Below are 14178 nucleotides of genomic sequence, written 5' to 3' on the forward strand. Positions count from 1 at the left end.
CTATGAAATTTGCACCCAAGGAGCCTGTATGCGCACCATTGTCATCGCCAACAAAAAAGGGGGCGTGGGAAAAACCACCACAGCTCAAAATCTGGCTGCGGCCTTGTCCGCCCACGGCAAAAAAGTGCTGGCCGTGGACATGGACGCCCAAGCCAACCTCACCCGTGCTTGGGCGGTGACTCCTGCGGATAAGACCATTCTGGATGTTCTGCGCGGTAAGGCCACATGGCCGGAAATAGCCGTGCCCGTGGAGCAGGGGCAAAATGGCGGCTGTGTTCTGCTGGCCCCGGCCAATCGGCAGCTTGCGGCCATGCCGGAAGTGTTCGCGCAGGAACTCGGCAAAGAGCTTCTGTTGAAAGAGGCGTTGGAGCACGTCCAAGGCATGTTTGACGTGGTGCTCATCGACAGTCCGCCGTCTCTGGATTTGCTGGCCATCAATACCTATGCGGCAGCGGACGCTGTGCTCATTCCGGTGCAGACGGAGTTCCACTCGCTGGAGGGCCTCGCCCTCATGCAAGATGATTTGGAGCGGGTACGCCGCCGCCTCAACCCCCATTTGACAGTGCTTGGCATTGTTCCAACCTTTGTCGACCGCAGAAAACGCTTGTGCCGTGATGTGCTGGACGTGCTGGCCAATCAACATGCGGCAGACCTCATGCAGGCCGCTATCCGCGACAACGTGACCCTGGCCGAAGCGCCCAGTCACGGGCAGAGCATTTTTGGCTATGATCCCAAATCCTACGGGGCGCAGGATTATGCGGCTCTTGGAATTGAAACCGTCACCAGACTGGAGGCCCGTTATGGCGCGTAAGAAAGGTGGGCTTGGACAGGCCGCAGCCGTGGAAGTGAAGGAAGACTTGCTGGACAGCGTGTTTGGAGCGCCCAAAGCCGCGCCAAAACCGGAAGCAGACACCCCCCCGCCCGCCCCACAAGCAGCGGCGGGCAAAGGCAAGGAAGCCCCAAGAGGCAAAGAAAATCGCGTGGGCAAATACTTTCTCATCGACCGCGACCTGGCCAAGGCCATGAAACTCTTTGCCGTGCAGAATGACATGAAGGAAATTGCCGTCATTGAAGCCTCCCTACGCGCCTTTCTTGGAAAGCATGAGGAGTGAGCAAAGCCAGCATCCCAACCAACGACTAAAGGGCTGAAAGCAACGGCAGGTCAGCACAGATATGCGCCAGTGTGTGCTGGCGATGCCCAAAAGGCAGGGAGGCACAATCAGGGCCAAGGCCAGCCAAAGCGTTGTCTGGCCTGTGACCAGGGCCGTGAGCAGGCATACGGCCACCGGCAGGACGAATACCCAACGCCGCAGCCGCAGTTCCCGCAACACGGCGGGAATATCTTGTTCACCGATGCCCCAGGCCAGGAGCACCTGGGCAAAGTCTTCTTCCAAGGGCTTTTGCTGTTCTTGAGTGCGTTCCGCTTTGAAGTGACGCAAACGATTCTGCAAATCTCCGCGCAAGGCGGTCAGATGGGTGCTGCTGGGCCGTATCCTTGCCCGTAAGGCTTCTTTCACATTCTCAAACATGCCTTAACTCCTGAAATTGTGTTCAGAGAGATCAGTTTTCGGTGTACTGCCGAGCACCGTATTACGCAGCCCCCGCGCCCCATCCGCCCCGGACGACACCGCATTGGTAGAACCCACAAACACGCCCTTGACCCCGCTCTGATCTTCCTTTTCGCCCAGTGAATGGAATTGCTGGCCAATCCAGTTGGTCACATGCTCCGGCAGGTAGTGAATGAGGCTGAAGAACTTGTTAGCCGTCATGATCACCACGATGCCAAGGATCACCAGCATGGAAATGGTGCCGGTAAGACCGATGACCTTGGCCTGTGAAGTTCCGGCAATGAACATTTCAAAGCTGGCCCCGATGAGCCGTCCCAGCACGTTCATGAGAATGACTGCGCAGAAAAACCCGGCCACCATGAGCGGAGGACGAATGATGATGCCGAGCAGCAAGAGATAGCCGCGTCTGCCGTGCTGCCCGGCTGCCCCGTCTCCTTCGGGCAGTGCGTGGGCGCACAGCCACAGCGGCGCGGCCACAAGCGATTCCACAATGAGGATCACCCAGCCCACCAGGGCGGAAATCCAGCGGATAAAGGGAATGGCCGGAAGATAGTAGGCAAGCGCAAGGCCATAGAGCAGCAGCGGCAGAAAGACGGAAAACAGAACAAAGGCGATATACTTGTCCAGATTGGGCACGGCGTTGCCGATGAAGGGAATGGCCTTGCCCATCGCGTGGGCAACGTCGAGTGCGCCGAGGGCCGCAGCCAGGCCCCAGGCCGTGCCGATGAGGTAATCCCCCACGTTGGAAATGGCCATGATGGGGTCATTGCTGGAGAGTTTTTCCACGGCAATGGGCAGGATGTTGGCACTCACCAGATTGTTCAACGTGGCCCGCAGCCAGTTGCCTATTTCACTCAATGTCCGGTTTTCATCCGTCACTGCTGGGTGCGCCGTGGTATCGGAAATACCACGGCGTGTGGCATAGGCCGTCTTGATGTAATTGGCCACGCGCTCTTTGACGGCTTCATAGTCCTGCAAACCGTAAGTCATACCGAAGAGTTCCGAACTGGTGTATTCTCGCGGAGCATAGGAAATGCCGGAATACATGGCTTCGCGCACTTCCTGATTGATCCAGGCGATAGACCAGTAGGACGATCCAGCGATAAACCAGCCATACTGCTTGGAAATGTCTTCAAAATCTTGCAGCTTGTTTTTAAGCTGCCCCTGCTTGGCGTAGTTTTGCAGGGAGGAAAGAATGGCGGCGTTGATACTGTTGGCGGCGTTGTATAAGGCCAAAGGGTCTATGGCATCGGCAGGAGTATTGGGATTGGCGAGCTGGCTTGCCACAGCGGAAAGCGACGATACCGCCGTGCCCACGGCATTGACCTTGCCCCGGCACAGCGCGTCAGATTCATCCACGCACTCCACCATGATGGTGCCGTTGTTGCCATTGAAGCTAAAACGATACTCCCCGCCCGATCTGATCCAGTTGCCGCTGTACTTCCACTCCCCACCAGGGCTGACGCCCAGGCCCCGGCGTTCGTTCAAGTAGTATTGCAAGGTCAGAGATTCCAATGAGCCGTTGGCAATGGCCGCATAGTGAGTCACATTCTGATCAGGAGCCTGCACGGTGATCTGCCCGCCGTGCTCCACAAAATAGTTGGTGCCCAATTCCCAAACGAAGTTACCAAGATTGATGGAAAAGCCGATGCAGGCCAGAATCGCCACCTGAAAAAAGCTCAAGCCCTTGAAAATGGGAGCCAGCGCCCCCATTGCCCCCACAAAGCGCAGCGGCATCCACAACGAACTGTAGCGTTTGCCGAAGGGCGTACCCTCATGGGCCGTACCAGCCACAGCCATTGCCAGCACCCAGAGAAAGAGCGCCGAAATGGTTGCCAGCGCCACAATGTTGAAGGCGCTGAACAGTTGCAGCATGAGTTCCGCACCCTGAGAGCCGCCCAACCCCTGGCCCCAAGTGTCCCAACCTTGGCCCAGGAGGGTGTCCAGAAACTGTTTGCTGGCGTCGCTTTTGAGCAACACTTCGGAAGTTGCCGGTATGTCAGAGGATGCGGCCATAGAGGTATCCTTAAATTATATTTTTGATAGAAATATATTTTTATATATTTCTATTGCTGTGCTCCAACCATGCGCACATACAAGTCATTCAGCTCTTTGCCGGTGCTGCCGTCCATCCGGGTCAGATAATCTAGGGCAACGACCACATTCAGCCGGTCAAGCAGCGTATTGTTCTGGCGGGTGAGTTCAAGCTGGATGGCCTGCATCATCACCATTTCCCTCAACAGTCCGGCTTCCGTGGCGCTTGTCACTTGATTGAACCAGTTGGGATTGCCGAGGCGCATCTGACTGAGCAGCTTGAACAATCCGGCCTCGGACATTTTGCCGTTCACCAGGCCCGGAGGGGTGCCGCTGCCGCCTGCCTCCTGCCACTGATTCCGCGCCCAGGCGGCCACGTCATCAGGCAATGTGGGAGCATGGGCAGCCACATGGTTGTTCAGACTCTCCATGACCACGGCCAGTCGCCCTTCATGAATTTTGCGGGCAGCAGCATACGTCTGGCCGGAGGGTGTGTCTTTCTGCGCATCCGCGACCACCGGCAGAGGCCGGGGATTGGCCAATGTCTTGATTGATTCGTGAGCTTGCGAGAGCTGTTCGTCTGTGATGGTGTCTTCAAGGGGAAAGAGCGCATCCACCATTTCCTGTTCCGTGGGATGCCCTTCTTCCAAAACACGGTTCAAATATTCCACGGGGCGGGCGTCCGACCTGCTCGAATACTCCAACTGCTTGCTGCGCATGGCCCCCTGCACCTGGCGGGACGCCTGCGCCCCAAGCTGAACTCCAGCGCCCAGAGAAGTGGCCCCGCACAGCCCGGAAGGTTGAGCGGCCTTGCCGTACAAATCCTCGGTGCGCGTTGCCTGCCCAGCTGTTGCCTGCCCCTTGATCATGGCAGCATTGCTTTCTTTCAGGCTGATGATGGCCCGCACAATGGTGGCGCTTTCCGTCTTGATGGTGCCGATGATGTTCTGCGCCGCCAGCAAAATTTCCGAACGAATGGCAGCGGCCTCCGCAGAGGTGTTGGCATTGACGGATTGGATGGTCTCCATCTTGGCCCTGGTGACAATGACGTTGATGGAGCCGCAGTCGCATCCCGCCGCCAGGGCCTGGGCAGGGAAGACAAGCAGCAGAAAAGCCAGACACAATCTTTTCATGATGTCCTCACAGTCTGGGGGGTGTTGGCTATTTCATTGACGATTTCCTGAATCACGTTGACCAGCACGTCACCGACTTCGCTTTGATCCGTAACCCGGCGACGACGACGCTCCACCTCGGCCTTGGCCGATCCGCCCGGAAAGCGAGCCGCAAGCCGCCGTAAGGCCTCGGAAGGCTCCATGCGTTTGTAGAGATGGTTGCGTATGGCCACGTCTTCCGTGGTGGTGGAAAAGGCCCAGAGCGCCTGCCCGCCGATGGTCAGGCTGAGCACCAGTTGCGACATGCCCGCGCCTGTGCGAAAGAGCGCCACCAGATTGGAACCAGCCGGGCCGGGCTTGCCCAGATGCCCCAGGGCATAGCGGCAGGCTCCGTTCAAGGAGAAACGCTTTGTCAGGTTGGCAATGCTGTGCTCTGTTCCGGCTCCCAGAATGAGCATGGTACTGGCAAGCTCAATGATGATGTCGGGGATGTCGTCAATGGATTGTGTGTACAGGCCGATGGAAAGATTCCACTTGCGCGATTCTCGCGCCATAGTGGTCATATCTGCCAAGAGCTGCCCGGATACCGAACTATTTTTAGTCACGCGGTGAGCTTCATCGTAACAAAGCCGTTTGGGGTCTTCCCGAATGGCTTCAATACGTTCTGCATGATAGTCTTGATAGCGTTCCGGCATGAGTTTCACATCATCCGGCATCAGGAAGAAACGTGCCCCCAGCACATGCCGCGCCAGCATATACATGACGGCAGACTGACGATTCGCCCCAGGCCCGCCGTGTGTGGCCACTTCGTCCAGGTCAAGGCTGACAATCTGCGCATCGCCAAGATCAAAGCGCGTAGGTTCCTTCAACACCGCATAGGCGCTGATGGCGGCAATGATGGAACGCCAGGCTTCGCTCCTGGTCTTCTTTTCATAGCCATTGATGATGCCCTGATTCTGGTTGATCTGCGTGGTGATGTCGCCCAGGAGCGGCACGGCATAGCGTTGCGCCTGAATGGCCTCATGCACGAAGCCACGATCAAAAAGCGCATCCACCACTTCCCACCAAGTGGGAGATGTGTTCAGGGGAATGGCTTCACGCAATAGCAGAGCATGGAGTTCCGGCAGCACATTGGAATGGTACAGCCGGGGATTATGCTTGTCGGACAACTCTTCATACGCCAGCTCAATGGCCTGCCGCACAAGAGCTGGCACATCCTTGTCAAAGGGCGTGCTGTCCAAAGGCGTACACAAAAGGGTCAACAGGTTGGCCAGAAAAGTTTGATGCGAGGGCAAGGGATACCGACAACCCAGCGGAGTATCAAAGGGATTGACGCAATACTCTTCCGTCATGCGCAGGCGGTGGTAAGCGGCCAGGTGCTTTTTGCCTTCGGGCAGATTCTCTTTAAGCAACGTGATGAGACCGGAACTGGACGGCCCCACGTCGATGATGGACACCCACGGCAAGCGCGAAAGCCCGGCCTGCGTCACAAAGGCGAAGTTCAGCGCATTGAGGAACACCGACTTGCCGCCGCCCATCGGGGCCACACCAAGATCAATCCACGATGCCTGCTCCGATGAGTTGGGAGCGAAGGGAAAGAGTTTGCCATCCTGAGTGCGCAGAAGAAGCGAACCTTCCTTCCAGGGCGAAGCCGAACGCAAGGGCAACATACCGATAGCGTCCTGCAAGGGTGCCGCCGCCACCGGAGCCGGGCTTGAGGGCATCATGGCGGGCACCGTGGCCGCAAGGCCCAGCAGAGGATCGCCCACAGCCTCGGACACGTCCGTGGTGCCCCAGCCCTGAATGGCCTTGGCCAGCTCCGCCATGCGCCGCCGAAGCAGCATATGGGCTTCTTTTTCCGTCCGTGTTCCACGGACTTCGCCCGTCCTTGCTCCGATGACTGCCCAAGTACAGAAGCAGATACGGAACTTCACACAGCACACGCCTTCCAAGTCCAGAGCGGTCAGGGCAGAGACCGCATTATTGAAACGCTTGTTGTCTGAGCTGGCAAAGCCCAATATGGCTGACAAGAGCGGCTTTATGCCCATGTTCAGCCCACCCGGTTCCAGTAGAAAAGACACCCGGTACGGCATCCGCTCATCCCGACGTGCTAGCACCCGGAAGAACTCCTGAAAAGGTTTGGGCGTCTGGGGCATGAGGGTCATGATGAGTGGGCCATACACCCGATCCCCCACCTGTATGGCGCTGCGGGAAAGCATGTGTCCCTCACGCGGCCAAAGCTGGGTTTTGAAATCCGGGTAGATGACGTTGTGCAATATGGCCGCTGCCGAAGCGCCGCCTTCATATTGGGGATCAGGCAAGCCGAGAGCCAGCGGATCGCCAGGAATACGAGCCTGCCAGTCCCTGCCCGTGAACTCAGGGTCAATGCACATGCGGATGTCGCGCAACGCCTCATGAGGTGTGAGCGGGTACAGCAAAAGCTCTTCCTGCCGAAAGGCATCGAGCACCCCGGTCACAAAACCGTTGTGCGCGTCATGCAGCGCAGCAATGGCGGCGGACACCTGCTGACACCCCGGCTGCATGGGGGCTTTGCGCATGGAGGCAAGGCGCTCTTTGAGCGCGGTTTTACGCAAGCCCTCCGACATAACGCCGGGCCGCGTCCACAAGACCAGCCAACAGACTTCGTGGGTACAGTACCGCTCAAGGGCTTGCCCCCAGTTCTCAAGCAAGGGGCCTATGTGCAAACCCAGGTTCTGAGCAGTACGCCGCGACGGCAGCAGCATCTCCCGAACGCGAGCGCCGCTGGCCTCCGGGTCATACTCAAAGACAATCTGAATACTGTGGCCGGGCCGGGACAATGTGGATTGCAGCTTTTCCGTCAGGCCGCGCACAATGGTGGCATATTCTTCCACACCCACCTGTTGCAGCGCCCCTTCCAGCCGCAAGACGGTGATAAGGCTCCCGTCGTCAGCCACCAGGGCGTCTCTGTCCACTGTTTCCAGCTTGCAGTACGAGCCTACCGGCCCATAAAAGGTCTCGGACAGGGCGCGGATACCACGGTCAATGCCGTGTATGAGGGAATCAAGCATCATCATTCCCCCCTTTTGAGCACAACTTGCTGAATGACGACGCCACGCGGGGTGGTCAGGGTAGACGCACGAGCCACCAGCACCGTGGCCATGAGACGTTGGGTACTTTCCACCCCTTGACTGGATTCATAGGAGACCACGAGAGGAAACTCGACCTTCCAGGTGGCTCTGCCGCCCACAAGGCCGGATGCACTGATGACAGGTGCCCGCGTGACCACAGCCGACACGGAAAGTCGTTTTTCCCGGATCATGTCCAGAATGCCGGAAGACCCCAGTGACGACAGGAAGGACTTGTATGCCGCATCCTCAAAGTTCTCTCTGGTGTTGGAGAGCTTTTCCCGCCATTCCAGAAAATCGAGCGAAACGGCATTGCTGATGGTTTCCGTCACCCAGTTCAAAAGCCCTTGCTGGCTGAGAACTGGCTTATCCAGAGGAATGAGCGGAGCCAGGCGAAGGTCGGGCGTTGCCGCAAAATAGCGTGGTGTGGGCTGCCGGACGATGAGCAAAGCAATGACCGCGATGCAGACAATGAGCATGAGCACCAGGCCCACGGCCAACTTCATGACCCGCTGATACTGCAAGCGATACCAAGCAAGACCGCCGATAACCGTTTCGGCATCGTAAGCCGGAGGGGCATCCGGGGAGAGACTTTCCACAGCTTCTGTTGCTGCCGAACCTGCCAAACTTTCCGCACCCGACGCTACAATCTCCGGTAAGGGCGTTTTCTTTTTGAACCAGTTCATGCACCCTCCTGCTTACCGAAGCCCAAGTTCATCAAGCCCGCTGGTCTGGTCAGAGCCGAAGAGTGTGGCCGAGCCGGAACCGAGAAATTCCCCGATGCCAAGGGCCAGCGCACCAATGACCACCTTGGCAACGCCGGGCGCGTAGTTGCCGGATTGCCCGGACTGACTCTTGGTAGCCTTGTAGAGGTCGATGCAACCCCACACGCCCATGCCCGCGCCGGAGGCGAACCCCACCATCGTGACACCCTTGGCCACCCCCTTGGCGCTGTCCGCCACGTTCTGGCCGATGTCGCCAAAGGTCACGGCGGCCTGAGCCAGCTCCGGTGCAAAGAGCCACACGGCGGCGGCAGCCAAGGCCGTAACGGTCAAACGGACAGGGGACACCGAAGCGAAACAAAAACGGCTGTCCATAAAATCTCCTTATTATCCAATGATTTTAGCAATAGTGGTTTGCACATCACCACCCAGCGTGGCCCCGATGCCCCGCAGAAAGGTGACAAGGTTCACGGCAAGAATGCCACCGAAGAGATGCACAATGCAGCGGCTCAAGTTCATGCTTTGATTGGGGGTATCGCGCAGCAGGCACAGCCCCCGGATGATGCCGATGACACCCACGGTGGCGATGCCGTAGACAGCGAACTGGATGTAAACAGCTCCTGGCGACGCTGGAGGCGAATAGCTCAGGGTCTGTTCCGAAGTCTGGTTGAAGACGGTCATGGCGAGAGAATCCATGAGCGCGGGAATATTCAACAAGAGCACAGCTGCCCACAGCGTCCACACAGCGGTGCTGCGGTTGAAGCGGTGTTTATGGCTGACGCTCTGCGCCAGAGACACCATCGCAAAGCCGATGCCCACAAGGTAAGCCAGCACAATGATGACGGGCCACCACTGTTGCAAATGTGGAATCACATTGGCGACGTAGTTTTCCATACATCACCTCCCTGATTGGGCCTTCACGTTGAGCACGAGAATGCCAACAGGTGTGCCGCTTTCGAGGTACACAGTAGGAGGCCGGTCAAAGTTCTTTTCAAAGATTTTCCCAGCCTTTTCCCCCACTTTCCCGGCAGCTATCCACGCTTGATCCGCAGGGCTGTATGTGTTCCAGACCATCTGATCCGTGGCCTGGTTGTTCATGCCGCCCCCATATCCGCCATAGACCGTGCTCTGTGCGCCGCTGTATTTTTTGGCATTGGACAAGCCTTCCAGAAAAGCCGACGCCACAAGTCCGCCCCAGCGGCTGAAAAAATGCGTATCCACCGAAGTGGCCACAGAGGCTTCAGACGTGGCCGGGTCAACGGCATAGCCTTCAATCTGCACGTCTGACCCGTCCGACAGAATAACTCTGGTGAAGGCCAGCACCAGCCGTTCCTCAAAACGTTGAAACTTGCCGAGCATACGGGCGTTTTTATATTTGCCGGAGGCCACGGTCGCCATGACGGCGGAGGGCACGTCAGAGTTCACGCCGGTATCAATGACGGCGTAGAGCAGATCGCCTGGCTTCAAAGCCAGAGCGGTGCCAGAGGGCTGTTCCGCACCGCCCGTGATGGCCGCAGGTGTTGGCGCGGGCTTGTCTTTGGAAAAGTCATGCGTAAAGACAATCTTTCCCTGTTCGAGAGACACCGAGGCCAGTTTGGCATCCAGAGCGGCCAGGTCTTCCAGCATCCGCTTTTGCAGGGTGTTGTCCGTGCGCGGAGCCTGCGCCGGAGCCACACGCGGCGGCGTAACCGGCGGGGGCGGCGGGGGCGTGTCTGGCTTGCGCGTCACCACCGGCGACTTTGTGCCCACAGGCGTGGGGATAAAGCTCTCGCCCGCAGCAAGAGCACTGTTGGCCTTTTGCTGGTCGTGGGCCTCCAGCTTTTTGTTGTATTCCTCCGATCCTTCGCCGCCTGCCTGACCTTTGACCGCATCTGTGCGGGCCGTGCCCAAATTGGCCGAAGCCGGAGGCTTCTTGGGCGCAAACAGCATCATGGAACCCACCACAATCACAGCAGCCACAGCCAGGCCCAACAGAGCGAACATGAAGAAGCGGCGCTTCTTTTCCGTGCTGGTAAGGCTCATGGCTTCACCTCACTGTTTCCTTGAGGCTTGGCCAATGAGGACGCATCGGACAGCACGAGGGTCTGCATTCTGCCCTCAACAGACACCATCACCCGCGACGTGACCGGCACCTCGTAGCACTTCATGTTGCCCGCGCCATGCACCACCGCCGTCCAGGCTGGCCACATCAGAGTGTGGCTCGTGCGGATGTAGTGATGTGCGCCGAGTTTCCAGACGATCACCTTGTCGGCCTTGGGTTCCATGCGCACTCGCAAGGCTCCGCTGGGCGGCACATGATCCAAAAAGGCCAGCATGGTGGAATCCACCGTCTCTTTGATGTCCTGAATGAGCGGGGCCTTGGCCCGTGGCCCTTGCTGGGAAATCTGAAAGAGCACCAAGGCGTCCGCCTTGCGCTCCGGCCCGCGTACCGAGTCTGATTCCAGACGGATGACAAGGGGGATGTCCTGTTTCTCCAACGTGACCACCAAAGTTGTGGTGCCGTAGCCCTGTGTGGGCATGACGTTGAGAAGGTTGCCGTCCGGCAGCTCAGGCCGCAGTACCTGAAAGAACGACGGCCCGCCGTTGGTGACGGAGGTGATGGGCCAGGGTTGGCCCGTGGAGTCATGGATCAGCAGCGAGGTGGCGATATTGGCCGTGGTGAATACGCGCACCGGCGCACTGCCGGGTTCCAGCGACACCCGCGCCGTGCGTGAAGCCAAAGCGGGCGACACCGGCAACAAGGCCCGATCACGCTGATCCGACCATTCACGATACTGTTGAATCTGGCTGTTATCCAGGGGCATCATCTGGCGCAGACTTTCCTCAAACAGGCTCTGTACATCCGGCTTTTTGGCCTCTGCCTGGGTCGGCGCACTTGTGGGCGCGACCGTGGTAGGAGGAACCACAGGCTGCGCTGGCGGTGGAGTTACAGCAGCGGGCTGGGCTGACGCAGAGTTGCGCTGGGCATCCGGTTGCCCCAGGACAATGCCCTGTTGCCCGGTTGCGGGCGCAGGGGGAGCCACTGGTGCCGAAGCTGCCACAGGCGCGGGCGGCTGCTCCGCCGCCCAGGTCAGGCTTCCCCACAGCAGCACAGCCAACAGCGGAAGCAGACAGAAAGAAAGGGGTTGTTTCACAAAAATCTCCTCAGTTTGGAGTCATCAAATGGCTTTCGCAAAGGCCTGAGATGCAGGTTGTCGTGAAAATACGGGAAGATGCCGAAGAATATTTCCACATGTGAGCGGCTTCTCTGAGCTTGGGACGCTGAACACTCCCGGTATGGCCTGAGCGCGGCGCTCCTTTGCAGGGGAAGCTCGCCAGGCCGCTTCTTCACAGCGTTGCCTGAAGGCCTTCAAAAACTCGATAATGTCCAGGGGGTTGTTTTCCGGCACGTCAGACGGAGCGGGAGCGCGATGCACGGAGTGCAAATGCATCCACAGCCCAAAGGCCATTGGCCTGATCCAGGGCTTGGCATGAAGGTGGAATTTTTCGGCAAAGGCCTCAAAGCGTGGTCGCAGAGCCTCGCGCTCCTTGTCCATTGCCGCTCTGCGGGCTTCTTCTTTTTGCTGCATAGCCTGAAGCGCAGCGGCAGAACGCTCTCTGGCTTCTGTCTCCTTGACGGCAGTCATCACGTCATCATCCAGCCAACGCTGGCCCTTGAGCCAGTTGCTCATTTGCGGCACAAAGCGGCCTTGTTCGCGTTGCCAGGCTTCCGAAGCCATGAAATGCCGGATGGTGGATTCAATCCGAGGCAGAGGCGGCAACAAGCCTTCTCGCTGGAGACGCAGCCACGCTGAACGGGCAAGGCCCTTGGCCTCTTTTTTGGGGTAGAGTGCCCATACTTTTTCAAAATCAGAGACAGACATCTCTGCTCTCGATGCCCGTAACGCTCGAAGACTCGCTAACGGGCACGCTTCGCGCCCTTCGGGTCGGACACCCCCGCCCCCCGACACGGAACGCGAAGGCGAAGCGACAAGTTCCGGCACCGCTGACGGCACGGGGGGTAAGGGGGGATTTTGTATTTCTCTTTGTTTGTTAAGAGTATTTATGTAGCCAACTTTTGGCTCTGGGCAGGCAGAGTCTGGCTGACGGCAGCCAGGCTTTGCCTCTTGGCTGGCCGACTTCAACGCCGCCGGTGGCAACAGATAATAGACCGATGAGCGGTACTGCTCCCGCCGCACCTGGATAAGATTGATCCCCACCAGTTCGGCCAGGTACTTTTTAACGCTGCTCACGCTGCACGAAAGCCGTGCGGCCAACGTGGCCTGAGAGGGCCAGCAGCGGTCGCTGTCCGAAGCATAATTACACAGCAGGGCATACATGATCTTGGCTCCAAAACTGATAGAGGTTTCCAACACAAATTGCGGTAAAATCGGCCCGTGAATTTTTCCTCGTGGTGCAAATGTCTGCATGGTTCGTGCTCTCTTCCCCAAGCGGGGCAGGCCGGAAAAAGGCAAAAACAAGCAGACCCCATGCACTTGACAAAGAGAAACCCTTTGGGTTAGTGTTTCTTCGTTCGCTTCAAGAACAAAGAATTTCACTCTGCTGATAAGCCGGTAAGCGCCAACTTACTGGCTTTTTTGCCTTTCTAGGCCTTGGTTTTCCTCAATCCATATCCTTTGTCTGAGGTCGTTGACCGAGCGACTAGCTCGACTTCTCAAAACATGCCGTGGGAACCACCCACGACGACCCCGCACCTGCATGACGCAAGTTCCCCTGCTGCTGTGGCGTGTAGCCACAAGCACAAGAGCGCGAGGTTTCGCCCTTCTTCCGTGAACACGGGAGGGGGGCGAATTTTTTGTGAGGGAACGTGTGCCGTGAAAGGAGACTGGGAAAACAAAAAAGCTCCGCCAGGGCATTCCATGCGAATGACCCGGAGGAGCTTTAAAAAGGAAGGGAGTATAGTAAACGCTGCACGTCTCCCCCACGGGAGGTGGGGGCAGCGGTAAGTGGGTACCCCAAGAAATTTTAGCAAATTTCCAGGGGTGGGGGCATAGTGGGGGAGAATTGCGATTTGGGAAAAAGAAAAGCGGGCTAGAAGAAAGACTTTTTCTTCTAACCCGTTGATTTTCTTATGGTGCCGAAGGGGAGACTCGAACTCCCATGCCCTTGCGAGCACTAGACCCTGAACCTAGCGTGTCTACCAATTCCACCACTTCGGCGCGAAAAATCTTCTACGTTAAGCCCAGGGGTTTGGCAAGCAATTTTTCACGTTTTTCTGAAAAATCTTTTAGCTGAAGGACGTCCCGTAGAAATTGCCGCAGCACGGCGCCCGTCTTGCTGCAGGCCGGACGCGCTGCCGGGGCGCTTGCTTCCAGGTCTTGCGCAACGCGGCATCCGGCACGCGCAGGCGCGGCGCCTCGACATATCCCGCCTTGCCCCTGACCCTCAGAAAGCCTTGTGCGCCAAGGGCCGTGCAAAATCGGCAGGGCAAGCCTGCCGCAGAACCGGCCGCGAACCGGGCCACAGTAGCGGAGCGCAACGTGCACAGGAGCGGCGCGGCATCAACGGTTGCGGTGGGACAGAGGGCCCCAGCAGCGGGCCGCGGCGCGCGGAGAACGGCGGGGGCTATGTTTACGGAGGTGGACTTTTGGCGTAAACAAAGAGCTTGCCCTTGTGCGCCATTGTGCCGGGGATT

At 58.1% G+C, this 14178-nt stretch carries 12 protein-coding genes and 1 tRNA gene; 2 read left to right on the forward strand and 11 right to left on the reverse strand.

What is annotated here, in order from left to right:
- The first annotated feature begins 28 nt into the window (after positions 1-28).
- Both J7I12_RS08005 and J7I12_RS08010 read left to right on the forward strand, forming a co-directional pair.
- Positions 29-811, forward strand: coding sequence for a ParA family protein (locus J7I12_RS08005; RefSeq protein WP_208360766.1), 783 nt, complete (start codon positions 29-31; stop codon positions 809-811).
- The gene (locus J7I12_RS08010; RefSeq protein WP_208360765.1) at positions 801-1112 is read left to right on the forward strand and encodes a hypothetical protein; all 312 of its coding nucleotides are present in this window, start codon (positions 801-803) and stop codon (positions 1110-1112) included. Before J7I12_RS08005 ends, J7I12_RS08010 begins: the two co-directional genes overlap by 11 nt.
- Here J7I12_RS08010 and J7I12_RS08015 read toward each other — a convergent pair.
- The 11 genes from J7I12_RS08015 to J7I12_RS08065 form a co-directional block, all read right to left on the reverse strand.
- On the reverse strand, positions 1080-1529 hold the full coding sequence (locus J7I12_RS08015) for a hypothetical protein (RefSeq protein WP_208360764.1): 450 nt from the start codon (positions 1527-1529) through the stop codon (positions 1080-1082). The genes J7I12_RS08010 and J7I12_RS08015 overlap by 33 nt on opposite strands.
- Positions 1530-1532: 3 nt before the next feature.
- The gene (locus J7I12_RS08020; RefSeq protein ID WP_208360762.1) at positions 1533-3584 is read right to left on the reverse strand and encodes a DotA/TraY family protein; all 2052 of its coding nucleotides are present in this window, start codon (positions 3582-3584) and stop codon (positions 1533-1535) included.
- A 50-nt stretch (positions 3585-3634) separates the two neighbouring features.
- Positions 3635-4735, reverse strand: a complete 1101-nt coding sequence (locus J7I12_RS08025) for a conjugal transfer protein TraW family protein (protein ID WP_208360760.1) — start codon at positions 4733-4735, stop codon at positions 3635-3637.
- Positions 4732-7767 (reverse strand): putative type IV secretion/conjugal transfer ATPase, encoded by a 3036-nt coding sequence (locus J7I12_RS08030; protein WP_498793533.1) that lies wholly within the window; start codon positions 7765-7767, stop codon positions 4732-4734. The genes J7I12_RS08025 and J7I12_RS08030 overlap by 4 nt, the downstream gene beginning before the upstream one ends.
- Positions 7767-8507, reverse strand: coding sequence for a DotI/IcmL/TraM family protein (locus tag J7I12_RS08035; RefSeq protein ID WP_208360757.1), 741 nt, complete (start codon positions 8505-8507; stop codon positions 7767-7769). Before J7I12_RS08035 ends, J7I12_RS08030 begins: the two co-directional genes overlap by 1 nt.
- A 12-nt stretch (positions 8508-8519) precedes the next feature.
- Positions 8520-8918 carry a hypothetical protein gene (locus J7I12_RS08040; protein WP_208360756.1) on the reverse strand — a complete coding sequence of 133 codons (399 nt, stop codon included), beginning with the start codon at positions 8916-8918 and terminating at the stop codon, positions 8520-8522.
- Positions 8919-8930: 12 nt separating this feature from the next.
- Positions 8931-9437: a hypothetical protein gene (locus J7I12_RS08045; RefSeq protein ID WP_208360754.1), complete on the reverse strand. Its 507-nt coding sequence runs from the start codon at positions 9435-9437 to the stop codon at positions 8931-8933.
- 3 nt (positions 9438-9440) lie between these two features.
- A complete protein-coding gene (locus J7I12_RS08050) occupies positions 9441-10565 on the reverse strand; it encodes a DotG/IcmE/VirB10 family type IV secretion system protein (protein WP_208360753.1) in 1125 nt (374 codons plus the stop codon).
- Entirely contained in the window at positions 10562-11677 is a 1116-nt protein-coding gene (locus tag J7I12_RS08055; protein WP_208360752.1) for a DotH/IcmK family type IV secretion protein, read from the reverse strand. The genes J7I12_RS08050 and J7I12_RS08055 overlap by 4 nt, the downstream gene beginning before the upstream one ends.
- 24 nt (positions 11678-11701) lie before the next feature.
- Entirely contained in the window at positions 11702-12952 is a 1251-nt protein-coding gene (locus J7I12_RS08060; RefSeq protein ID WP_208360751.1) for a helix-turn-helix domain-containing protein, read from the reverse strand.
- Between the two features lie 663 nt (positions 12953-13615).
- Positions 13616-13702, reverse strand: a tRNA-Leu gene (locus tag J7I12_RS08065).
- Positions 13703-14178: the final 476 nt, after the last annotated feature.

Origin of the sequence: Desulfovibrio diazotrophicus (assembly GCF_902498985.2) — a bacterium.
Taxonomy (GTDB): domain Bacteria; phylum Desulfobacterota; class Desulfovibrionia; order Desulfovibrionales; family Desulfovibrionaceae; genus Desulfovibrio; species Desulfovibrio legallii.